Source organism: Neoaquamicrobium sediminum (assembly GCF_013240295.1).
Classification (GTDB): domain Bacteria; phylum Pseudomonadota; class Alphaproteobacteria; order Rhizobiales; family Rhizobiaceae; genus Aerobium; species Aerobium sediminum.
In genome coordinates, this window is record NZ_JABETK010000001.1 from 630,489 (window position 1) to 651,148 (window position 20,660).

Below are 20,660 nucleotides of genomic sequence, written 5' to 3' on the forward strand. Positions count from 1 at the left end.
CGGCTGACCGATGTTCCGCCGTGCCGCCGATTGCAGCCAAGACACTCTGTTTCCGGAGAGGCATATGACTGGAACCGATCTCTACCGCATCCGCGATTTCGTGCCGGATTTCGACGCCATTGCGGCCGAGTTTGCTGCGCGCAGCCGGGGCATCGAGGCACGCGCCAGCATACGGACCGATGTGGCCTACGGCACGGGTACGCGCGAAACGCTCGATATCGTTTTTCCCGCAAATGCGACTGCGGACGCGCCACTGCATGTCTTCGTCCACGGAGGGTACTGGCGCTCCGGCGAGAAGAAGGACTATCGCTTCGTGGCCCAGCCGGTGCTGGCGGTCGGCGGCATCGCCGCCCTGGTGGAATACGATCTGATGCCCGGCCACAGGCTGCCGACCCTGGTCGATCAGGTGCGCCGCGCCGTCCTTTGGCTCCAAGACCATGCCCGCGAGTTTGGTGCCGATCCGGAACGCATCACCGTCAGCGGGCATTCGGCGGGCGCTCATCTGTCATCCTATCTGGCAGCGACGGGATCGCAAGACGCCTCGCCCTCTACCCTTCCCATCGTGAAAGGCCTGCTACTGGTCAGCGGTATCTACGACCTCTCCGGCATACCGGACAGCTTTCTGCGCCACGAGGCGGAAATGACACCGGCCGAAGCCGCTGACTGGTCACCGCTCGATGCGCAGGAGCACGCGGTGCCGGTTCGCATCGTTGCCTACGGCCAAGACGAAACAACGCCCTTCCACGAACAGGCCCGCGCGCTGCACGACAAGTTTTCCATCAACAGCCAACCGTCGGAACTTTTGCCGATACCCGCGCGCAATCACATGAACATCGTCCTGGATCTTGCCGATTCCGATACAACGCTGGGCGCCAGGCTCGCCGACCTCGCCGTATGCCGCTGACGCCGATCAGATAACGACGGCAAGGCGCGTGACTACGCGTCTTGCCGGTCCCCGTGATAGGATTTTCCGCCGGTGTCGAAAAGATGGAGCTCGCTCGTATCGAAGCTGACATTCACGACATCGCCGGGGCTGACCTGTGAGCGTCCCCCGTCCTGCGCGATGATCGGAGTGCCGTCGGCCAATTGCATATAGACCAGCGTCCTGTTGCCCAGATGCTCGACCACAGTGGCCTTGCCCGATGTCGTGCCCTCGCTTTCGGTCACACGCACAGCCTCGGGACGGATGCCCAGTTCGTAGCTGCCGCCGGCAGGAACGCGGATTTTCATGTCGATTTTCGACAATTCCACCTTCAGAAAGTTCATGGCCGGACTGCCGATGAATCCGGCGACGAAACGGGTGGCGGGATTGAGTAGACCTCCATCGGCGTCCCGATCTGCTCGATACGACAGTTGTTGAGCACAACGATCCGGTCGGCCAGCGGATGCGGCAGCGTCGACGTGCCGACTCCCCGCTCGGCCGAGACTTAGCGTGCCTCTTGCAGCCGTCAGGACGCGCGTTTTGCTTCGCTCTGATATGTCATCGTCCTCACCACCTGCTGCGAAGGGCGCTTCTCACCCGCGAGAACCTCGAAGTCGAGGTGGTTTTCCAGAGGAACCACCGGGCAGGTGACGAAGTTCGTGAACGCGCATGGCAACGCAACGGCATAGTTGAAGTCGATCCAGTCGATGCGGGTTTGCGCCTCATCGGCAAACTGCAATTCGATCACACGACCGGCGCCGTATGTGATCGGGCCACTGGTCTTGTCGCGAATGTGCGCCACAGGCTGCACGCCTGTCGCCGCCTGTTTGCCAATCAGCGTGAGGGTGTGGCTCCTGCCATTGTGCTCGAAGGTGAACGTGCCGATCCGCGGCGTCGATTCACGCACGCCGGCTTCAACGGTTTCCGCTTCGTAATCAGTAAGCTTGCTCGGCGTGTACACGCCCCGGATACGCCAAGCGTGATCGTAGTCGAAGGCCGTGACGCCAGCATCTTCCAGCCGAGTAGCCTGTCGCGGATCCCGCACGCGTACGCCATAGAGCGGCTTGCCATCATGCGTGCTGCGCAGGATCGTCTCGACCTCGTTCAGGCCGAAGTAGACCGGCTCGCTGTCGCCGTGGCCATAGGTCTGGTTGCGCCCCGGAACGATTTCGACCGGCTCCGACGGATACTCGCCGTTCACTGAAAGTGTCGGCCCAGAGGCCGGCGGGGTAAAAATGATCCGGCCGCCATCGACCGACCAGGTCCCGGGAAGCAGGTCGAAGCTGACATTCTTGTCATTGGCTTCAAGCCAGTACTGGGCAACGAGCGAGGTCCAGCCATACGGGCGAAACATCTTTGCGACATGAGCGTAGCGCCATTCACGCCACTGGCCTTCCAGATGTTCTTTCGTAGGCATGTTCGTCTCCATTTCGAAGGATTGAGGACCGGGCTCGTACGAGAGACCCGGCTGGCTTACTTTTGGCTTGAGGATCCGGTGACTTCGTCCAGGAAGGCGAGCATGCCTTTCCACGAGCCCTCGTTGGCTCTGGCATTGCCGGACGGCGTGCCGCCATTCGTGTAGGGCACCTTCGAGACCGGATGTTCACGGCTCAACTGTGTCGACGGTACAATCGGGAGGTTGATGGCATGCCCCGCATCGTCGAAGTCGAGATGGCGAACCAGTCCAGGATGGCCGGCGCGGTGCAGAGACGAGACAACCATGCGCGAGTACAAGCTGGAGGGCCAGGCGCGGTCGTCGCGTCCCGAGATCAGCAGCACCGGACCCGTGATGTTCTCTACCGGAATGCGTGCCTGCTCAACGAGAGCTTTATCCTTCAGCCCCTCGAAGAATACGGAGTGATGACGGCTCGGCGGAGTATCGCCGGCCCACGGATGCCAATGCACCGCTTGGTTGTCCTGCCAAAGATGCGTCAGGGGAACGCCGCCCCTTGTCCAGGTCGTACCCTGCCAGCCGCCTCGTGCCGGATCGCCTGCACCCTGGGCCCCATGCACGACGGCGCCCGGAACGAATGCGATCACGGCGGAAACCAGATGCGGGAACGTCGCCCCGAGCAGCAAAGCCAGTTCACCGCCTCGCGACTGACCGCTGACCGCAACGAAGCCGTCCTTGGGTTCGAGCTTACGGCGCGCCCAGTCAAGGCCGGTTTCGAGATATTCGAGGGGGTTTCGGTGATGAAGGGCGACAGCCCCGGCGCCTTGAAGTAGCCGAGCGCAAAAGCCTGGTACCCGCGTGAGGCAAGCAGAGCTCCGCGCGGTTCGTTGATGCCGCCACCGGAGCCGTTGAGCACCACCACGACTGGATGAGGGCCTGGGTCCGCCGGCGTGAACAGCGTGCCTACCAACCCCTCTTCGCGTATTTCCCGGCGATCGACACCTGGTCCGGCAAAACGCTGCAAAAGCTCGGCTTTGGCCTGGATACCGCCGGCGGTTTCGGCGGTCAGTGTCGTCCGCAGCGGCTCCATGACTTCATCGGCGAAGATTTCGTGATTGGCGCTTTCAACAGGCTGCTGGCTCCAGATCAGTCCCATGGCCGAGACTTCCGCGTAGTCACCGCCGACGGGCGCGTCGCGAGCAAGATCGATCACGCCATCCGCGTCGGCCATGAACGTCGCCTGACTCATCCAGACCGCTCCACGCGCGCGCTGCGTGTGTGCAGAAATGGCGACCAGTTCGTCGGAAACGAGACCCGAAACGACAATCCGACGGGGTTGGTCGATCAGCCCGTCGACAGGATCGATTGAAATGACCGGGGCGGAAACAGGATTCGTCATCGGGTCGTCATCTCTTCAGACAGCCGTGCAAGGTGCGCGTCCAGGCGCTCGCCAAAGTCACAACTCATCACCGTGTCCGGCGACACAGTTCCCCCTTGGGCCAGTGACCGCCGCCTTCCAGCCAATCGTTCTTCAGTCCCGCAAGCCTTTGCCGCCAATCGGTGTGCTCCTCCGCTGCGGCCGGATCGAGAGCAACGATGAACACCCCCGACCCGCCGGGTCGCCCCGGCCTCCGCCGGCGACGCCAGCCATGAGTTCGACCACAAGCCCAAGCAGGGAGCCAATCTGCCCGCCCCGCGGCAGCAATGCCGCAACGTCTGCGGCGGCGGTGGTTGGCTGCCCCGAGCCATCCACGGCGATCCCTGCTGGCAGTGACGCGCCGGACGCCCGAGCATTGCGGATAGCGGCCATTGTCGCCGTGCTGCTCGCAACGTCGATAACCACGCGATCCTCACCCTGGCCCATCGCAAATGCGAAAGGATTTGTGCCGATCACAGGACGGGTGCCACCTTGAGGTGCGACGAATGGCGGTCCTTCGGCGCCAGCTATGCCAAGGAGGCCGGCATCGGCAAGATGGCGAACGAACGGGGCAAGCCTACCAAACCCCCTCACCCCACGCAGGAAGACGGCGGCAACGCCGAATTGTCGAGCGGCCGCGGCCAGGTCGAGCGTCGCGCTTGCCACTGCGAGCGGCGCGAAACAGGACGAGCGGTCGAGCCAAGTTATGGCCTGGGAAACCTCCGCTCTCGGTGCGGAGGCGAGAGCAGGCGTCCACTCGTCAAGCATGGCGATACCGAAGCGTGGCAGCTCGAGGGCATCAGCCTCTATCAGGGCCGAAGCCGCAAGCGTCGCTGCCGGACCTCCTCCCAGTGCGGTTGCCAACCGCTCTGTCGCGTCGCAGATGGCGATCATTCGGATCCGCTCCGCGCTGCATTGCCGAGCTGGATTTCGCTTTGCGACAGATAGCCCAACGTCATCAAGCGCTCGATCAGGAATTCGCGGCTGTGCCCGATATGGTCCGCTTCTATCGCAGCAGCCCGTTCCCCATCACCGGCTTCGATTGCGTCGACGAGCGCTGTGTGTTCGTCGGAATGCTCACCCGTCTTCACCGTGAAATCGATGGCGAAGCGCAGCAGGCGTTCAAGCTCATCAAACAGGTTCTCCGAAAGCGCGACGACGCGCTTGTTGCGGCTGCAGCGGGCGATGGCGATGTGAAACCTGCGCGCAACCTGCTGCATCGCGCCGATATCGAGCGGAGCTGCGTATTCGCTGACGATCTGGCGCAGCAGGGCTATTTCGGCCGGCGTTGCGTAGCGCGCAGCCTGCCTCGCCGCATGCGGCCCGATCGCTGCGCGTAGATCGAGGATTTCATGCACGGCCTGGAAGGTGATCGGGGCGACTCGATAGCCACTGCGCGGCAGGATCGTAACCAGCCCGTCAGCGGCAAGTTTCTGCATGGCATCGCGTACCGGTGTCTTCGAAACCTCGTAACGGCGGGCGATGGACGCTGCGTCGAGCGTCGCTCCCGGGGCGATCTCACAGTGCATGATCTCCTGACGGAGACCAAGGTAGATGCGCTCCGAAACGGAACCATGGGAGGTTACATCGTGGCGGACATCGGCGGTCATGCGCTTGCTCTCAGCCGTTCAATGCTTTGCCCAGGGCACGAGGTGCCGCTCCAGCGCCTCGAGCGCCAGGATCGTCAGATAGCCCATGGCCGAAATCACAACTATTCCGACGAACATCCGCGACACGGCAAACGTCTGCCACGATGCCCATATGAAAAAGCCCACGCCGCCGCTGCGCGCACCCAGAAACTCCGCAGCCGCGATGATGATGAAGGAAGATCCAGCTGCAAGCTTGAGCCCTGTGAAGATGCTCGGCAGAGCCGACGGCAGGGCTACGCGACGGAAAGTCTGGAATTTCGTCGCGCCGGCGTTGCGGGCGACATCAAGATAAATCTGCGGTATCTGCATCACGCCGCCAAGCGTGTTGTAGAACATCAGGAAGAACACGCCGATTGCGATGACCACGAACTTCGACGCATCGCCAACGCCGAAGATCAGCAGGATAAGCGGCAGGATGGCGATCTTCGGTACAGGATAAAGCGCGGCAAAGATTGGCCCCAGGACGCGACGCGCGGGTGCGGAGAGGCCAAGTATGAGGCCGAGCAGCACTCCGGGTATCGCGCCCATGGCATAGCCAACCCAGACGCGGCGCAAGGTCGCCCCTATATGGTCGAAAAGTTCCAGGCTGGCGATCATCTGCCAGGCCGTGCCCGCAATGGCGCTCGGAGGAGGAAAGAAGCGGCGATCGATCAACGCGACCTGCGCTGCCACCTCCCAAAGCAGAAGCAGTAGCAACGGACTGAAGTAGGAGAAGATGCGATAGATCCGTTCGCGGCGCGCGGGTGCCTTCAGGCGTTCAATCTCATCGGGCGAGAGAGAAGGATGGGCGGTCGTCATATCAATGCTCCGGGGCTGCGGCCAGCAACCGCCAGACCTCATATGTGAGATCCCAGAAGCGCTTGTCGCGGCGCATTTCCACAACGTCGCGCGGTCGTTCGAAGGGCACCGAGAGGTCGGCAACCATTGTGCCCGGTCGCGGCGACATGACCAGCACGCGGTCCGCCAGTGTCAGCGCTTCGTCGACGCTGTGGGTGATGAACACCACGGTCTTGCCGGTACGCTCCCAGATGCGAAGCAGCTCCTGCTGCAGGGTGAGGCGCGTCTGCTCATCAAGAGCTCCGAAAGGCTCGTCCATGAGAAGAATGTCGCGATCGTCGACCAGCGCACGCGCCACCGACACGCGCTGTTTCATGCCGCCGGAAAGCTGATGCGGATGAGCATCGGCGAATTCGGTCAAACCCGTCAGCGCCAGCAGCTCGGCAACGCGCTCGCGCTGTTTCTGCGCGGACACACCCTTGAGGCTCAATGGAAAGGCAACGTTCTGCGACACCGTGAGCCAGGGAAACACAGATGCTTCCTGGAACACCATAGCGGGCTGAGTCATGCTGTCGATGCGGACCTCACCGCTCAACAGTTGCTCCAGACCCGCAAGGATCCGCAGGACCGTGGTCTTGCCGCACCCACTCGGTCCGACAATGCAGACGAACTCCCCTCGCCGGACGGTGAAGTTCACATCTGTGGCCGCAAGCGTAATGCGATCGCCGGAGGCGTCGTAGAACGCCTTGACGAGGTTCCGCACCTCGATCACCGAAGCGGCTTCGGCCGAACCGGAGGTCCGGCCTTCCTGTGGGACTGCCACGTTCATTGCTGTGCGAGCAGCGCGTTTGCCTTCTCCAGGAGATCGGTTCGATAGACGGATTCGATGTCGATCGGCCCCTCATATTCGAGGGCGCCACGTTCGCGGAAGAACTCTTCCTGCTCGCGAACCGACGTAAGGTCGATTGAGCCATCTTCCGAGCGGATCGTATAGGCGATACCCTTGAGCGTTTCCTTTTCCGTACCGGTGTACTCAGAAACGATGTCGAGAATCTTTTCGTCCTGCCAGCCGCCATTGTCGAGCTGACGAGCAGCCTTCAGGAACGCGGCGAGGAAGTTGACGACGGCGTCCTCATTCTCCACCGCAAACTCGTTGTTGAACGCGATGAAACCGAGTTCGGTGCCGAACGTGTGGTCTTCCACGAGGCGGCGCCCGAGACCTTCCTTCTCCAGTTGCAATGCGAAAGGTTCGATACTCCAGCCAGCCTCCAGCCCGCCATTGGCAAAGGCGGCCGCGGTTGCCGGTGGAGGCAGGTAGATTGCCTCAACGTCATCGACGGTGAGGCCACCTTTCTCCAAAGCCTTGGCGACCGAATACAGGCCGAACCCGCCCGGCCCGGGAATGCCAACGCGTTTTCCCTTAAGATCCTTCACGTCGCGGATGCCGTCCTGCCATGCCTGCTCGGAAACCATCAACGGTGAAGGCGACGGCACGGTATCGGGCATCTTGGCCAGCGTGGCGACAATGGTTACGGTCGCGCCGCTGTTGATGGAATTGAACAGCCCTGCGCCCCAAGTGGCCGCACCGGACACAACGTTGCCTGAGGCCAGCATCTGGATCGTTTCCGCCGTACCACTCTTGGGTGACAGCGTCACGTCCAAGCCGAATTCGTCGAAATAACCCAGCTCTTTCGCGACAAAAAACGGCGCATAGTCCGCAAAGGGCGAATAGAGGAATTCGATCTGCGGCTTCTCCTGACCCCAGGCCGGAGCAGAGAGCGAGAACGCCAGCGCGGCGGCTGTAGATACAATGAAATTACGACGGCTGATCGAAGACATTCCCGACAATCCTCCTGTGCCCAACGACCTCGACGGCCGCCTCCCGGACGTTTCAGTACTCACGCATGACGGTACATCTGATGTATCAATTATGCAATGTGATACTTCAATCAGCCTGATCACTTGGTGCAGGTTTCACCGATGGCCGCCCGCCGGCCGATTTCCCGCGTCGGCTGGTCCGGTGTCGAACGACTGATGGCTCGTCTCATACGCCAGGCGGCACCTATTCAACGATTCTCGGAACCTCCGCGGACTTTGACGATTGTGTCTGTGTTGAGGGAGGTGAAGGTGGACTTTTTAACGCGACGTCATGTGATGCGGTTGATGCTTCTTGGGGGCACCGCGCTGGCAGCACCGCATGGCTTTGCCGCAGAACTTGGAGGTGGCGACGGAGTGCCGTGGGCACCTTCCAAAGGCGAGAATCCGTACTACGGGACCCGGGACGACAGGTTCTTCACGCCTGAGGAACGCGAAACCGTCGCCGCAATCTGTGCAAGGCTCATTCCGAGCGACGACGATGGGCCGGGCGCAACCGAAGCGGACGTCGTTACCTTCATCGACCGCCAGATGGCTGGATTCTACGGGCGCGGACAGCACTGGTACATGAAGGGCCCGTACAGTCAGGGGACCGCTACGCAAGGCTACCAAAGTGAGCACCCCCAGCGATCCTGTACAGATTGGCGCTTGCGGAACTCGAGACCTACTGCGCATCCCAACACGAGGCGCGCTTCGTCGACCTCTCTGAAGATCAGCAGGACACTGTCTTGACCGGTCTCGACGAAGAAGAAATCCAATTCGATGGGGTTTCTGCAAAGGTCTTCTTCGACCTTCTTCTCAAGAACGCGATCGAGGGTTTTTTTGCCGATCCCATCTATGGCGGCAATCGCGACATGATCGCGTGGCGTTACATCGGTTTTCCCGGAACCCGTTACGACTACCGCGACTTCGTGGACCATCGCGGCAAAGCCATACCGCTTGAGCCGGTCAGCCTGATGGGCCGGCCCGGCTGGAGCCGACCTTAGACTACAGCATCCTGAGGATTTCGATGACCAAGCAATTGCCAGGCGTCGACATTGTTCTAGTCGGTTTCGGCTGGACGGGCGCAATCTACGCCGAGAAACTGACAGCGGCAGGGTTGAATGTGCTGGCGCTGGAGCGCGGGCCTTGGCGCGACACTCCAAATGACTTCGCCACCACATTTGCCCAGGACGAGCTACGTTACTACTGGCGGCACGGCATGTTTCAGGAGGCCTCCCAGGCTACCCTGACCTTTCGCAACAACAGTGCACAAACAGCCCTCCCGATGCGCCACTGGGGTTCTTTTCTACCCGGCAATGGCGTTGGGGGTTCTGGCGTACACTGGAACGGGCAGACTTATCGCTTCCTGCCATCGGACTTCGTGGCACGCACCCACAACGAGGAACGGTACGGGCCGTTGCCCGAACACGTGACGGTGCAGGATTACGGCGTCACATATGACGAGCTCGAACCGCATTTCGACTACTTCGAGAAGATTTGCGGCATTTGCGGGCAGGCAGGCAATTTGAATGGCGAGACCGTTGAAGGCGGCAACCCGTTCGAAGGTCCGCGCAGCGACAACTACCCCAACCCCCGATGCAGATGACGTTCTCGCAAGACAGATTTGCAGCCGCGGCGCGGGAACTGGGGCTTAGTCCATTCCCGGTCCCTTCGGCGAACATGTCGCGGGCGTATGTCAATCCGCTTGGGCTGCAACTGGCTCCCTGCACCTATTGCGGATTCTGCGAGAAACACGGCTGCGGCAACTACTCGAAATCGTCGCCTCAAACGACAATTATTCCTGTGCTCATGCAGAGGCCCAACTTCGCTCTGCGCACCAATTCTGAGGTGCTGTCGATCGACAAGGCCCCCGACGGCTCCAGGGCTTCGGGCGTCACCTATATCGACGCCAATGGCGACAGCTTCTTTCAACCGGCGGAGGTGGTCGTGCTTTGCGCATACCCGCTGGAGAACACCCGCCTGCTTCTGCTGTCGCAGATCGGTGAGCCCTACGACCCGCAAAGCGGCGAAGGGGTTGTCGGCAAGAACTACTGTTATCAGGTGATGTCCTCGGCGACGGTCTTCTACGACGAAGAATTCACAAATGGCTTCGTCGGCGCCGGTGCACTCGGCATGGTTATCGATGACTACAACGGCGACAATTTCGATCACTCGGGCCTCGGCTTTATCGGGGGCGGCTATATCGCCTGCCACACGACCAATGCGCGGCCCATTGAAAGCCACCCCGTCCCCGACAACGTGCCGAGCTGGGGAAGCCGCTGGAAGAAGGCGGTCCGCGAGAACTTTCTGAAGACAACAAGCGTCGGCGTGCATGGGTCGTCGATGGCCCACCGCAGCAACTATCTCGACCTCGACCCGACCTATACGGACGCCCATGGTCGTCCGCTACTGCGCATGACCTATGATTTCACGCTCAACGACCGGCGGCTAACGCAACACCTGACCCCCGTGGCAGAGCAGATAGCCAATGGCATGGGTGGCCGCGAGGTCAAGGTCAACATCCGCCGCGGCTCCTACGACTCGGTGCCCTATCAGACCACCCACAATACCGGTGGCACGATCATGGGTGCCGATCCGAAGTCGAGCGTGGTCAACAGATACTGTCAGAGCTGGGATCTGCCGAACCTCTTCGTCGCCGGCGCGGGACTGTTTCCTCAAAACGCCGGTTACAATCCCACAGGCACTGTAGGAGCGCTGGCCTACTGGTCGGTCGATGCGATCATCAACCAGTACCTGCGGCAGCCTGGCCCGTTGGTGCAGCCATGAGACCGCTGTCCCCCACTCTCATAAGCATGGCGGCGCTGGCTCTCATCGGCAGCGCAACACTCACGCCCGGATCGTCCCAGGCTCAGGAATTGTCTTATTCGCAAGTTGAGCGTGGCCGCTACCTGACCGTGGCCGGCGACTGCCAGGCGTGTCACACCGATCTGGAGAATGACGGTGTACCATTTGCCGGCGGGCGTGGCCTGGGCACCCCCTTCGGAACCATTTTTTCGTCCAATCTGACGCCCGACGACGAAACCGGTATCGGCCGCTGGACACGGGACGATTTCTATCGCGCCCTCAACGAAGGCGTGGATCGCGACGGAAACCACCTCTATCCGGCGATGCCTTACCCCTATTTCACGTTGATGACGAGAGACGATACCGACGCGATCTTTTCTTATCTGCGAACGCTCGACCCGGTGACGACCGAGGTGCCGGAAAACGAACTTCCATTCCCCCTGAGCGTCCGTCGTTCCGTGTGGGGTTGGAAACTACTCTTTTTCGATGACCAGGAATTTGTGAGCGACCCGAACGCGTCAGATGCGTGGAACCGTGGGCGCTATCTTGTCGACGGACCTATGCACTGTGGAGGTTGCCACACCGGCAAAAATGCGTTGGGTGCCGACGATTCAGACGAATACCTTCGTGGCGGTGTGCTGGAGAACTGGTACGCCCCGAACATTCGCGGCGGAGAGAGTGGTGGAATCGCCGACTGGACCCAGGACGATATCGTCGAGTTCCTCCGCGACGGGCGTTCGAGGCATACGGCCCCCATGCAGCGGATGGGCGAAGTTGTTGCAATCTCAACCCAACATCTACACCAGGAAGACCTTGAGGCCGTGGCTACCTACCTCAAGAGCCTCGATGACGAACCGCGAGAAGGCCAGTCCGAGCCGGATGCAGCACGCGTCGAGGTTGGGGAAGCCATCTACTTCGACAACTGCGCAGCCTGCCATGCGTCAGACCGGTCGGGTGTTCCTTACCTGTTTGCTTCACTTGGAACTTCAAACAAGGTGCTGGCCGAGGACCCGTCAACCGCCATCCGCATTATCCTTGGCGGAGCGCGCGCCCAACCGACGGAGGCAGTGCCAAGCGTCCTCGCAATGCCGCCGTTCGACTGGAAGCTGTCCGACGACCAGATCGCCGATCTCATGACCTACCTTCGCCATTCCGGCGACAGAAATGCCGGCCCGGTCTCGGCCTCGCAGGTCAGCGAGATGCGCGAATACCTTGCAGGTGAACACTGAGGCCTTGAGATGATGCGTATACCCCCGTGCTCCCTCTTCCTGCTGTTGGGGTCCATCGGCGTCGGCTTCGCACAACCGATTTATCTCGGCGAGGCGAAATTCGAGACCGAGGACCGCGGCGCAATGGCTGCTCTTATCGACCACTGCACCCAACTCGCGTCGGAGGAACAAAGCGACATCGAAAGCTCTGAATCTCGCGCGCAGGAGGCGACGGAACGTACTGACACGGAGCAAGGTGCCGCCACACCATCTGTGCCGTCTGGCACCGAAGCAAAAACACGCGACGACCCTGCGACCCTGTCGATAGACATTGATGGGCTGGCCTCGGTCAGTAGCGAACAGGCTCCCGCGGGAGAAGGCGCAAATGCAGCCGCCCCACCGGGGGAAACGTCGGAGGTCGAGACGGAACCGGATGTCTCAAGCATTACATTGCAGTCGTGTCGGGAAGCGGGTCTTGTCTATTAACCGCGTCGCCCGGGGATCTGCTGCCGGCTGACCGGTGATTGTGCAGACCGTAACTTCCACAGCCATCAAGAACAGCTACCATGTCTTGTGGCATCAGTCTTGAGAGGATGAACAAGCCATGGTCCTTGCGCAGTGCTAGAATGGCTGGCGTCTACCATTCCCTTGTGGAAAGCCCTGCATGTGACCGCACTCTGTGTCTGGTGCGGCGGGCTCATCACGCTTCCATTAATGCTGACAAGGCACGATCCCGCCATCTCGCAGAACGACTACCGCCTTATCCGACATGCCACCCACCTGACCTATACGATCGTGGTCACGCCGGCAGCAGTCATTGCCGTGGTCGCCGGGACTTGGCTGATCTTCCTGCGAGAGGCTTTCGTTCCGTGGCTTTTCGCCAAGCTGGTCTTCGTCGCGTTGCTGCTTGTTCTTCACGCATGGATTGGCAGCAGCATCGTGCGCATCGCCGAAGAACCAGGCGATCACAAACCGCCGAACCCCTCCCTGCCCGTGACAGGCATAACAGTGTGTGCCATCGCCATATTGCTGCTCGTTCTCGCAAAGCCCGAGCTTAACTGGATCGCGTTTCCGGACTGGTTGACGGAGCCGCGCGGCGGTCAGCTTCCCTTCGCTGTACCCAACCGATAGTCGAAGACGAGCTTGCCGCCATGCCAGCCCGTGAAAGCCACAACCGCCACACACACTGCCGAGAGCAGTATGCCGTACGGCAGCACCGCGGTTTCGTAGCCATACAGCCGGTAGCCCCAATTGGCTCCGAGAAGCGAGAGCAGGGTCACTGCGATGATGAAATGGGTCCATGCGGCGGCACGGGCTCGAATGCCGGACACGAGCAGCAGCTCTGCGGTGCCCGAAAAACCCGCGAACATCCCGAACAGGAAACCGGCCCCGACCGCCCACATTGCTGCGCGCGCCCAGAAGGGATCGCCCGTCCACCAGTACAGCAGGTCGGCAGCGAAGGTGCAGAAGGTCAGCGCCACGGGGAACGCGACGCTCATGGCGTGGATAGGGTGACCGAGAATGGCGATGCGCGACTCGGTGTCGTCAAAGCCGGGCTGCTCCGCAACCGGGTCGATAAGCTGTTCGTTCTCGCCCTTGAATTTCTGGTCCGCCATTCCACACCCCTCCTCAAGGTCTTTCTGCTTTCCACAACGGCCATCGTCGTGTCCGGTTGCGCCGGTCCGCTCTCGACACTTGACCCAGGCGGGCCAGCCGCCCGCATCATTGCCACCTTGTGGTGGGTTATGCTGGTAGGCGCAACGGCCATCTTCGCCCTGGTGATGGCGCTGCTGGCGCTCGCATTCCGTAGCAAGCGGCTACAGGGTGAACCGGCTGCGAGCGAACGCGTCTGGATCGTGGGGCTGGGACTCGCCTTCCCGGCCGCGGTTCTCCTGTCGCTTCTCACCTACGGTCTATGGGCAGGCGAACGTCTGCTGCCCTGGGACGCTGCAGATGTCGCGCGAGTCCATGCACAGGCCGAGCGCTGGTCCTGGACCTTCTCCTACGACGATGCCCCGGGCCGGACCACCACCGACATACTGCACATACCGGCCAATCGGCCTGTCGATGTCGCCATAACGACCGCCGATGTGATCCACAGTTTCTGGGTGCCGCGTCTGGCCGGGAAGCTCGACGCCATCCCCGGCCATGTGAACGTGCTGCGGCTGGAAGCCGATGTGCCGGGCACCTATGCGGGCCTGAGCGCGGAATATAGCGGACCGGGCTACGACCGTCATTCCTTTACGGTCATCGCGCACACCCCGACTCCTGGCGGGCGTTTCTGGAGGTTGACGAATGAACGCGCTGGCCCGCCACCGGCGACTTACCGCGATATGGTCTTCCAACCCTGGCTGGAAGGGCTGGTTCTCCACGGTCAATCACAATGACCTGGGGCTGATGTTCCTCGTCACGGCCTTCTTCTATTTCCTGATCGGCGGCGTGCTGGCCATGCTCATAAGGGCACAGCTTGCCACCCCCGGCTCCGCATTCGCAGGTCCGGAAATATACAGCCAGCTTTTCACGATGCATGGCGTCATCATGATGTTCCTGTTCGCCATACCCGCCATCGAGGGTCTGGCGATCTATCTCCTGCCGAAAATGCTCGGCACGCGCGATATGGCGTACCCACGCCTGACCGCTTACGGCTACTGGTGCTACTTCTTCGGCGGCGCCATGCTTTTGGTATCGCTGCTTCTCGGCATCGCGCCGGACTCCGGCTGGTTCATGTACCCGCCATTGACCGGACGCATCTATTCACCGGGCATCAACACCGACTTCTGGCTCATCGGCATAACCTTCGTGGAAATTTCGGCGATCTGCGCCGCCGTGGAGCTGACGGTTTCGATCCTGCGATACCGCGCGCCCGGCATGTCGCTTGGCCGGATGCCGATCTTCGCATGGTACATTCTGGTGGTGGCGCTGATGATCCTGACGGGGTTCCCGCCGCTGATCCTGGGCTCGATCCTGCTCGAGCTGGAGCGCGCCTTCGGCATGCCCTTCTTCCAGGTTGAACTGGGCGGCGACAGCCTGTTGTGGCAGCACCTTTTCTGGCTGTTCGGCCATCCCGAGGTCTACATCATCTTTCTCCCGGCCGCCGGTGTCATCTCGACCATCCTGCCTGTCATGTCCTCGACGACGCTGCTTGGGTATCGATGGGTGGTAGCTGCGACCGTCGCGCTTGCGATCCTCAGCTTCGGGCTTTGGGTCCACCACATGTTCACCACAGGCATTCCCCATATGGGACTGGCGTTCTTCTCGGCTGCTTCGACGCTGGTGGCCGTTCCGACGGCGGTACAGGTGTTTGCCTGGATAGGCACCATGTGGAAGGGCACGCCTCGGCTACGCCTGCCGATGCTTTACATTCTCGGCTTCTTCGTCACCTTCGTCATTGGCGGGCTGACGGGGGTGATGGTCGCCGTCGTGCCCTTCGACTGGCAAGTGCACGACACCGCTTTCGTGACCGCCCACCTCCACTATGTCCTTTTCGGCGGTTTCGTCTTCCCACTCCTGGCCGGCCTTTACTACTGGCTCCCCCTCGCCACGGGCCGCAAGCGGTATTTCCGATTGGGGCAAGTCGCCTTCGCACTGATATTCGTGGGCTTCCATGTGACCTTCCTCGCGATGCATTGGGTGGGCCTGATGGGCCAGCGGCGGCGCATCTCGACCTATGGGCCGGAGGACGGTTGGACTGCGATCAACCTGATCTCCTCGATCGGAGGCTTCGTGCTCGCGTTCGGCCTCGTCATCGTGCTCCTGGAGGTGGTGCTCAACGTCATCGTGCGTCACAGGTCACTGCGCAACCCATGGCGCTCCGGGACGCTCGAATGGGCAACGACGATGCCGGCTCCCGCATACAACTTTGCCAGTCTTCCGCAGGTTAACTCGCGCGAACCGCTGTGGGACGATCCGAACCTGCCTACACGTATCGCGCGCGGCGAGTTCTATCTCGGCGATCCCGCCAGCGGACAACGCGAAACGCTGATCGTGGACATCGCCACCGGCACGCCGCAGCAGCATGTCGTCTATCCCAACAACACACGGCTTCCGATCTGCATGGCAGCCGTGACGGGGACTTTCTTTCTGTCCATACTCCTCAAGGTTTTCTGGCTGGCCCCATTCGCGATGGCAGGTGTCGCCGTGCTTGCCATGCGCTGGGCCTGGACGCTCGGTTCGAAGAAGGACCTCGGCGACCAGCCTATCGGTCGCGGGGTCCTGGTTCCCAACATCGCCGAAGTCGACAGACCGCCGGGCTGGTGGGGTTCAGCTTTCCTGCTGGTGGCGAATGCAACCCTGTTCGGCTCGCTGCTGTTCGGATACGCGTTCCTCTGGACCATCGCGCCCGGGTGGCCGCCGCCATTCTTCGTGGTTCCGTCGGCCCTTGTCTTGATAACGGCCGTCATCGGCATGGCTGCGGCGGTCGCCGGCATCGGCCGCGCCGTCAGCAGCAATCGCAGAGGCGCGAAACCGATGGCCGGCCTCTTGATCGCACTGGCCGGCATTGCCGCGCTCGGGTCTCGCTGTTGGCCTTCCTCACGATGGCTCCATCTCCCACGTCGCACGCCTATGGCGCGACGCTGTGGGTGCTGGGCAGTTACGGTCTCGTGCATGTGCTGGTGGCAGCGCTGATGCTGGTCTTCCTTCTGTTGCGTCTGCGGGCCGGCTACATGTCATCGCGGCGACGTGCAGAACTGGCCGTCGCGCCGCTCTGGATCGGCTATCTATGCGTAACGACCGCCCTGATCCTCTTCTGCGCTTATCTTCCGGGCATGGTGGCATGAGGGACCTGCTGCGCATACTCGTATCGCCCGTCGTCTGGCTAGCAGCGTTCAGCGCGGTCTACGGCCTGCATGGCATTCTTTGCGAAATCGATCTCGGCGCGGCATTCGCCGGTGCGTCGTGGCGGCGACTATCGCTCGCCATCGCCTTTGCGCTTGCCATTCTGGTTCAGGTCGTTCTGCTGATGATGCTCCACTCCGACCGGTTTGGAGCCGCGCCGGGATTTTCGCGAGTGGTGAGCCGGGCTAGCGGCTGGGTTGGACTGGTGGCGGTGGTGTGGACGCTGTTTCCCGTGCTGACCACAACGACATGCGGATAAGCCGCGGCTGGCCCCTTGCTGCCGGACTGGTGCTGCTCGCCTGGCTGTGGATGGGCCCTCTGCCTGATTTGGCCCGCAGAGCCTTTTCCCCGCACATGATCCTTCATCTTGCCGTCGCGGTGGTCGCTGCGCCAATGATCGTCATTGGCCTGTTGCGGCTTTTCCCAAACATCCGAGCGCCGCGCCGGTTGTTGCTGTCCGCACTCGCGGTTTCCGCTTTTGAGTTCGCGGTCGTCTGGGGGTGGCATGCGCCTTGGATGCATGAGGCGGCTGCGCGCTGGCTCCCGATATTCGCGGTCCAGCAACTCACCTTTCTGCTTGCGGGCATGGCCCTGTGGTGGGTCTGTCTTGCCGATCGCGACCGGAGAGGTCTGGTGATCGGCGCCGGCGCCATGCTGTTCACGTCGATGCACATGGCAATGCTAGGCGTGCTGCTGGTGCTCGCGCCGGCCCTGATCTACGCACCGCAATACTGCCTCGGTGCTTTCGGTCTGGATCCCCTTGCCGACCAGCAGTTTGGAGGCGGCATGATGGCATTATTCGGAACGCTGCCTTTCGTCATCGGCGGTTCCTGGCTGGCCTGGAGACTCGTCGGCGAGTAGGTGAACGCCGGCGTCCCGGTTCTGCCAGCCGGATGTTGTCGCGACGTCGTTCTCCGGTGATGTTCACATCCGTGAACATCGCCGGTTCAAGCGGTTCACATCCAGCAACACTTCGCGAGGCCGATGCACCGCCGCGGTGAGCGGGAATCCGCGGAAAACCGGGATTCTTTTCCAAAACATGCGATCCGGCGCCAACTGGCACAGATCTTCCATTGGGAGTTTCGACACGGAACGCCTGATGATGACCATTTTAGCACTCGTTGCCTTTTCCTTTCTTTCTGCGCCGTTCGTTGGCTGGGCGGGTGGACGCTCGTGGCAAGTTATTGCCGCCGTGCCCCTGCTTCTTTTTGCGGGGTTCTGCCTTTTCCTGCCTATCCTGACGGCCGGTGAAGTCGCACTTGAGACCTATCGCTGGATTCCGTCGCTCGGAATCGACGCCGCATTCAGGGTCGATGGTCTCTCGCTTACCTTCGCCCTTCTCATCTGCGGCATCGGCACTGCCGTCTTCCTGTATGCCTCGTCATATCTGAAGGGCGCCCCAAGGCTTGCCCGCTTCTACACGGTGCTGACGCTCTTCATGGCGTCGATGCTCGGCGCGGTGCTTGCCGACAATCTGGTGCTGCTGGTCGTGTTCTGGGAATTGACCAGCCTGACTTCGTTCCTGCTTATAGGCTATTCGCCGGAGCGGGCGGACACCCGGCGCTCGGCACAACAGGGATTTCTCATCACCGTTGCCGGCGGTCTTGCAATGCTCGCGGGCGTGATCCTGCTGGGGTGGGTTGCCGGCACCTTCTCCATCACCGCGATCCTGGGGCAAGCGGAAGTGATCGCCGCGCATCCGACTGCGCCGGCGATCATAATCCTCTTCGCGGCGGGTGCGTTCGCAAAATCGGCGCAGGCTCCGCTGCACGCCTGGCTTGCCAACGCCATGGTCGCGCCCACGCCCGTGTCGGCCTACCTGCACTCGGCAACCATGGTGAAGCTGGGTGTCTACCTGCTCGCAAGGCTGGACCCGGTGTTTTCCGCACATGCGCTTTGGATCGCACTGCTGACGAGCTTTGGAGCCTTGACCATGCTCACGGGAGCGGTGCTCGCAATGCGCGAGACCGATCTGAAGCGTGTGCTCGCATATTCCACGATCGTATCACTGGGCACTCTGGTGATGCTGATCGGCATCGACGGCGAACTCGCCTCGGTGGCCGTCGTGATTTTCCTGGTCGTCCATGCGCTCTACAAGGCGTGCCTGTTCATGGTGGCCGGGATCATCGACCACGAAACCGGTACGCGTGACTCCTCGACCCTTGGCGGCCTCCGGCACCATATGCCGATCACGGCGGGTGTTGCGATGCTGGGCGCGCTGTCGATGGCTGGCTTGCCGCCTTTCATCGGCTTCGCCGCCAAGGAACTCGTTTACGAAACAGGGCTCGAACTCTCCGGATCCTGGATACTCGTCGTCATTGCCCTCGTTGCCAATGTGTCGATGGTGGTCGTCGCCGCGATTGTTGCGATCCGGTGCTTCTATGGCGATCTCTCGTCGACACCCAAGGCGGCTCATGACCCCGGCGTCGCAATGCTTGCCGGTCCGGTTGTGCTCGCCGCCCTGGGCCTCCTTTTCGGCGCCATGCCGTGGCTTATCAGCGACAGCCTGATCGTGCCCGCAGCCAGCGCCACGGCCGGCGCGCCGCTGGACTACTACCTTACCCTTTGGCACGGCTTCACGCCGATGCTCGCGCTCAGTGTGCTCACCTTGGCGTTGGGCGTCGTAACATACCGGCGCTGGGACGGTTTGCGGCTCAGGCTTGCAGCCATCGACAACATTGATCGGTGGGGACCGGACCAGGCTTACGATCGATTGATTAGCGGCCTGCAAGCGTCTCGCTGCATGGCAGACCCGTCTCATCCAGACCGGCAGCATGCGTGTATATGTTGGCCGCACACTGCTCACCGTCGCAGCGGCAGGCGGGATCACGCTCGTGGCGCGCGGCGGGCTTGAGTTGCCGTCATTCGCAGACAGCCTCGTGCCCGAAATAGCGATCGCGGTCATCCTGGCGGTTGCTGCGCTTGCCATCTTACGGGCACGCAATTTCGTGGCCGGCATCGTTGCCGCAGGCATGGTCGGTTTCGCGGTCGCGCTGCTGTTTCTCTTTCAGGGTGCGCCGGATCTCGCTTTCACGCAGTTCTCTGTCGAAGCGCTGGCGATCGTCATCATGCTGGCGATCGTGGGGCGAATGCCCTTCCGCGAACAGGAGTACCGTTCGAAACCTCAGCGCACCCGTGATTGCTGGATAGCGGCAAGCATCGGCCTGGTCGCTTCGCTGTTGATGTTGAGCGTCCTGGCACAACCCTTCGACGATCGCCTTTCCGTGTTCTTCCGCGAAACTGCGGTGCCCGAAGCCCATGGCCGCAACCTCGTCAACGTCATCCTCGTCGATTTCCGCGCCATCGACACGCTCGGCGAGATCGTTGTCCTCGGCCTCGCGGCGATCGCAGCCGCTGCGGTTCTGGCGGGAATGCGTCGGGCGAAGCAGGAGGAGCGCCAATGAACTCGATGATCCTTCGTGCGACCAGCCGCCTTATATTGCCGGCAGCGCTCATCTTCTCAATCTACGTCCTGCTGCGGGGCCACAACGAGCCAGGCGGCGGCTTCATCGGGGGCTTATCGCCGCCGCCGGCATCGCCGTTCACGCGCTCCCGCGTGGCCGTGTGTCGTTGACGCAACTCATCTTCGCGTCGCCCAAGACATATATCGGCGCGGGCCTCGTCATCGCCCTTGCGTCCGGCATGCCCGCTCTGTGGCTGGCACAGCCATACCTCACGCATCAATGGCCTTTCGAGGCGATCGCCCTCGGCACCACGCTCATCTTCGACATTGGCGTCTATCTGGTCGTCATCGGCGCGGTTCTGAGCTTTCTGTTCTACTATCTGGAGGAGTGAG

At 61.7% G+C, this 20,660-nt stretch carries 24 protein-coding genes and 2 pseudogenes; 16 read left to right on the forward strand and 10 right to left on the reverse strand.

What is annotated here, in order from left to right; translation table 11 throughout:
- The first annotated feature begins 64 nt into the window (after window positions 1–64).
- Window positions 65–904, forward strand: coding sequence for an alpha/beta hydrolase (locus tag HK436_RS03010; protein ID WP_173187236.1), 840 nt, complete (start codon window positions 65–67; stop codon window positions 902–904).
- Window positions 905–936: 32 nt separating this feature from the next.
- On the opposite strand, the gene HK436_RS03015 is transcribed toward HK436_RS03010, so the two are convergent.
- The 9 genes and pseudogenes from HK436_RS03015 to HK436_RS03050 all read right to left on the reverse strand — a co-directional run bounded on the left by HK436_RS03015 (window position 937) and on the right by HK436_RS03050 (window position 7,997).
- A complete protein-coding gene (locus tag HK436_RS03015) occupies window positions 937–1,266 on the reverse strand; it encodes a TOBE domain-containing protein (RefSeq protein WP_244648471.1) in 330 nt (109 codons plus the stop codon).
- Between the two features lie 182 nt (window positions 1,267–1,448).
- Window positions 1,449–2,351 carry a DUF1684 domain-containing protein gene (locus HK436_RS03020; RefSeq protein WP_244648473.1) on the reverse strand — a complete coding sequence of 301 codons (903 nt, stop codon included), beginning with the start codon at window positions 2,349–2,351 and terminating at the stop codon, window positions 1,449–1,451.
- Window positions 2,352–2,395: 44 nt separating this feature from the next.
- Window positions 2,396–3,043 (reverse strand): annotated as a pseudogene (locus HK436_RS31000) (acyl-CoA thioester hydrolase/BAAT C-terminal domain-containing protein); the annotation flags it as partial.
- Window positions 2,959–3,714 carry an acyl-CoA thioesterase/BAAT N-terminal domain-containing protein gene (locus HK436_RS31005; protein ID WP_244648475.1) on the reverse strand — a complete coding sequence of 252 codons (756 nt, stop codon included), beginning with the start codon at window positions 3,712–3,714 and terminating at the stop codon, window positions 2,959–2,961. The pseudogene HK436_RS31000 and the gene HK436_RS31005, both read right to left, overlap by 85 nt.
- A gap of 132 nt (window positions 3,715–3,846) precedes the next feature.
- Window positions 3,847–4,626, reverse strand: a complete 780-nt coding sequence (locus tag HK436_RS03030; RefSeq protein WP_244648477.1) for an Ldh family oxidoreductase — start codon at window positions 4,624–4,626, stop codon at window positions 3,847–3,849.
- Window positions 4,623–5,342: a GntR family transcriptional regulator gene (locus HK436_RS03035; protein ID WP_173187238.1), complete on the reverse strand. Its 720-nt coding sequence runs from the start codon at window positions 5,340–5,342 to the stop codon at window positions 4,623–4,625. The genes HK436_RS03030 and HK436_RS03035 overlap by 4 nt, the downstream gene beginning before the upstream one ends.
- Window positions 5,343–5,360: 18 nt before the next feature.
- On the reverse strand, window positions 5,361–6,179 hold the full coding sequence (locus tag HK436_RS03040; RefSeq protein WP_173187240.1) for an ABC transporter permease: 819 nt from the start codon (window positions 6,177–6,179) through the stop codon (window positions 5,361–5,363).
- Between the two features lies 1 nt (window position 6,180).
- Window positions 6,181–6,987, reverse strand: coding sequence for an ABC transporter ATP-binding protein (locus HK436_RS03045; RefSeq protein WP_173187242.1), 807 nt, complete (start codon window positions 6,985–6,987; stop codon window positions 6,181–6,183).
- Window positions 6,984–7,997 (reverse strand): ABC transporter substrate-binding protein, encoded by a 1,014-nt coding sequence (locus HK436_RS03050; RefSeq protein ID WP_173187244.1) that lies wholly within the window; start codon window positions 7,995–7,997, stop codon window positions 6,984–6,986. Before HK436_RS03050 ends, HK436_RS03045 begins: the two co-directional genes overlap by 4 nt.
- A 324-nt stretch (window positions 7,998–8,321) precedes the next feature.
- On the opposite strand from HK436_RS03050, the gene HK436_RS33360 reads away from it, so the two are divergent.
- The 7 genes from HK436_RS33360 (at window position 8,322) to HK436_RS03080 (ending at window position 13,159) form a co-directional block, all read left to right on the forward strand.
- Window positions 8,322–8,765, forward strand: a complete 444-nt coding sequence (locus HK436_RS33360) for a gluconate 2-dehydrogenase subunit 3 family protein (RefSeq protein ID WP_376769147.1) — start codon at window positions 8,322–8,324, stop codon at window positions 8,763–8,765.
- On the forward strand, window positions 8,675–9,019 hold the full coding sequence (locus HK436_RS32235; protein WP_173187248.1) for a gluconate 2-dehydrogenase subunit 3 family protein: 345 nt from the start codon (window positions 8,675–8,677) through the stop codon (window positions 9,017–9,019). Before HK436_RS33360 ends, HK436_RS32235 begins: the two co-directional genes overlap by 91 nt.
- A 23-nt stretch (window positions 9,020–9,042) precedes the next feature.
- Window positions 9,043–9,621 (forward strand): GMC family oxidoreductase, encoded by a 579-nt coding sequence (locus tag HK436_RS32820; protein ID WP_312860472.1) that lies wholly within the window; start codon window positions 9,043–9,045, stop codon window positions 9,619–9,621.
- Window positions 9,622–9,695: 74 nt separating this feature from the next.
- Window positions 9,696–10,802, forward strand: a complete 1,107-nt coding sequence (locus HK436_RS32825) for a GMC family oxidoreductase (protein WP_312860473.1) — start codon at window positions 9,696–9,698, stop codon at window positions 10,800–10,802.
- A gap of 26 nt (window positions 10,803–10,828) precedes the next feature.
- Window positions 10,829–12,049 carry a c-type cytochrome gene (locus tag HK436_RS03070; RefSeq protein WP_173187250.1) on the forward strand — a complete coding sequence of 407 codons (1,221 nt, stop codon included), beginning with the start codon at window positions 10,829–10,831 and terminating at the stop codon, window positions 12,047–12,049.
- A 9-nt stretch (window positions 12,050–12,058) separates the two neighbouring features.
- Window positions 12,059–12,514: a hypothetical protein gene (locus HK436_RS03075; RefSeq protein WP_173187252.1), complete on the forward strand. Its 456-nt coding sequence runs from the start codon at window positions 12,059–12,061 to the stop codon at window positions 12,512–12,514.
- Between the two features lie 132 nt (window positions 12,515–12,646).
- Window positions 12,647–13,159 carry a CopD family protein gene (locus HK436_RS03080; RefSeq protein WP_173187254.1) on the forward strand — a complete coding sequence of 171 codons (513 nt, stop codon included), beginning with the start codon at window positions 12,647–12,649 and terminating at the stop codon, window positions 13,157–13,159.
- Here HK436_RS03080 and HK436_RS03085 read toward each other — a convergent pair.
- On the reverse strand, window positions 13,129–13,644 hold the full coding sequence (locus tag HK436_RS03085) for a DUF2231 domain-containing protein (protein ID WP_173187256.1): 516 nt from the start codon (window positions 13,642–13,644) through the stop codon (window positions 13,129–13,131). The two genes, HK436_RS03080 and HK436_RS03085, sit on opposite strands and share 31 nt — an antisense overlap.
- Window positions 13,645–13,692: 48 nt before the next feature.
- Here HK436_RS03085 and HK436_RS03090 point away from each other — a divergent pair, with 48 nt between their 5' ends.
- The 8 genes and pseudogenes from HK436_RS03090 (at window position 13,693) to HK436_RS03120 (ending at window position 20,659) form a co-directional block, all read left to right on the forward strand.
- Window positions 13,693–14,415, forward strand: coding sequence for a cytochrome c oxidase subunit II (locus tag HK436_RS03090; protein ID WP_312860474.1), 723 nt, complete (start codon window positions 13,693–13,695; stop codon window positions 14,413–14,415).
- Window positions 14,324–16,654: a cytochrome c oxidase subunit I gene (gene ctaD, locus HK436_RS03095; protein WP_244648479.1), complete on the forward strand. Its 2,331-nt coding sequence runs from the start codon at window positions 14,324–14,326 to the stop codon at window positions 16,652–16,654. Before HK436_RS03090 ends, ctaD begins: the two co-directional genes overlap by 92 nt.
- Entirely contained in the window at window positions 16,609–16,806 is a 198-nt protein-coding gene (locus HK436_RS31015) for a hypothetical protein (protein WP_244648481.1), read from the forward strand. Before ctaD ends, HK436_RS31015 begins: the two co-directional genes overlap by 46 nt.
- On the forward strand, window positions 16,803–17,123 hold the full coding sequence (locus HK436_RS03100; protein ID WP_173187258.1) for a hypothetical protein: 321 nt from the start codon (window positions 16,803–16,805) through the stop codon (window positions 17,121–17,123). Before HK436_RS31015 ends, HK436_RS03100 begins: the two co-directional genes overlap by 4 nt.
- Window positions 17,114–17,725, forward strand: coding sequence for a cytochrome c oxidase assembly protein (locus HK436_RS03105; protein ID WP_173189893.1), 612 nt, complete (start codon window positions 17,114–17,116; stop codon window positions 17,723–17,725). Before HK436_RS03100 ends, HK436_RS03105 begins: the two co-directional genes overlap by 10 nt.
- 238 nt (window positions 17,726–17,963) lie before the next feature.
- On the forward strand, window positions 17,964–19,718 hold the full coding sequence (locus HK436_RS03110) for a proton-conducting transporter transmembrane domain-containing protein (protein ID WP_173187260.1): 1,755 nt from the start codon (window positions 17,964–17,966) through the stop codon (window positions 19,716–19,718).
- Window positions 19,639–20,268: a hydrogen gas-evolving membrane-bound hydrogenase subunit E gene (gene mbhE / locus HK436_RS03115; protein ID WP_173187262.1), complete on the forward strand. Its 630-nt coding sequence runs from the start codon at window positions 19,639–19,641 to the stop codon at window positions 20,266–20,268. Before HK436_RS03110 ends, mbhE begins: the two co-directional genes overlap by 80 nt.
- A 5-nt stretch (window positions 20,269–20,273) precedes the next feature.
- Window positions 20,274–20,659: pseudogene (locus HK436_RS03120) on the forward strand (MnhB domain-containing protein).
- Window position 20,660 lies beyond the last annotated feature (1 nt).

Bases quoted from the DNA above. Each gene is read 5' to 3' on its own strand.
- HK436_RS03010 (WP_173187236.1), top strand. From the start codon at position 65: ATGACTGGAACCGATCTCTACCGCATCCGCGATTTCGTGCCGGATTTC.
- HK436_RS03015 (WP_244648471.1), bottom strand. From the start codon at position 1,266: ATGAACTTTCTGAAGGTGGAATTGTCGAAAATCGACATGAAAATCCGC.
- HK436_RS03020 (WP_244648473.1), bottom strand. From the start codon at position 2,351: ATGGAGACGAACATGCCTACGAAAGAACATCTGGAAGGCCAGTGGCGT.
- HK436_RS31005 (WP_244648475.1), bottom strand. From the start codon at position 3,714: ATGACGAATCCTGTTTCCGCCCCGGTCATTTCAATCGATCCTGTCGAC.
- HK436_RS03030 (WP_244648477.1), bottom strand. From the start codon at position 4,626: ATGATCGCCATCTGCGACGCGACAGAGCGGTTGGCAACCGCACTGGGA.
- HK436_RS03035 (WP_173187238.1), bottom strand. From the start codon at position 5,342: ATGACCGCCGATGTCCGCCACGATGTAACCTCCCATGGTTCCGTTTCG.
- HK436_RS03040 (WP_173187240.1), bottom strand. From the start codon at position 6,179: ATGACGACCGCCCATCCTTCTCTCTCGCCCGATGAGATTGAACGCCTG.
- HK436_RS03045 (WP_173187242.1), bottom strand. From the start codon at position 6,987: ATGAACGTGGCAGTCCCACAGGAAGGCCGGACCTCCGGTTCGGCCGAA.
- HK436_RS03050 (WP_173187244.1), bottom strand. From the start codon at position 7,997: ATGTCTTCGATCAGCCGTCGTAATTTCATTGTATCTACAGCCGCCGCG.
- HK436_RS33360 (WP_376769147.1), top strand. From the start codon at position 8,322: ATGCTTCTTGGGGGCACCGCGCTGGCAGCACCGCATGGCTTTGCCGCA.
- HK436_RS32820 (WP_312860472.1), top strand. From the start codon at position 9,043: ATGACCAAGCAATTGCCAGGCGTCGACATTGTTCTAGTCGGTTTCGGC.
- HK436_RS32825 (WP_312860473.1), top strand. From the start codon at position 9,696: ATGTCGCGGGCGTATGTCAATCCGCTTGGGCTGCAACTGGCTCCCTGC.
- HK436_RS03070 (WP_173187250.1), top strand. From the start codon at position 10,829: ATGGCGGCGCTGGCTCTCATCGGCAGCGCAACACTCACGCCCGGATCG.
- HK436_RS03075 (WP_173187252.1), top strand. From the start codon at position 12,059: ATGATGCGTATACCCCCGTGCTCCCTCTTCCTGCTGTTGGGGTCCATC.
- HK436_RS03085 (WP_173187256.1), bottom strand. From the start codon at position 13,644: ATGGCGGACCAGAAATTCAAGGGCGAGAACGAACAGCTTATCGACCCG.
- ctaD (WP_244648479.1), top strand. From the start codon at position 14,324: ATGAACGCGCTGGCCCGCCACCGGCGACTTACCGCGATATGGTCTTCC.
- HK436_RS03100 (WP_173187258.1), top strand. From the start codon at position 16,803: ATGAGGGACCTGCTGCGCATACTCGTATCGCCCGTCGTCTGGCTAGCA.
- HK436_RS03105 (WP_173189893.1), top strand. From the start codon at position 17,114: ATGCGGATAAGCCGCGGCTGGCCCCTTGCTGCCGGACTGGTGCTGCTC.
- HK436_RS03110 (WP_173187260.1), top strand. From the start codon at position 17,964: ATGATGACCATTTTAGCACTCGTTGCCTTTTCCTTTCTTTCTGCGCCG.
- mbhE (WP_173187262.1), top strand. From the start codon at position 19,639: ATGCGTGTATATGTTGGCCGCACACTGCTCACCGTCGCAGCGGCAGGC.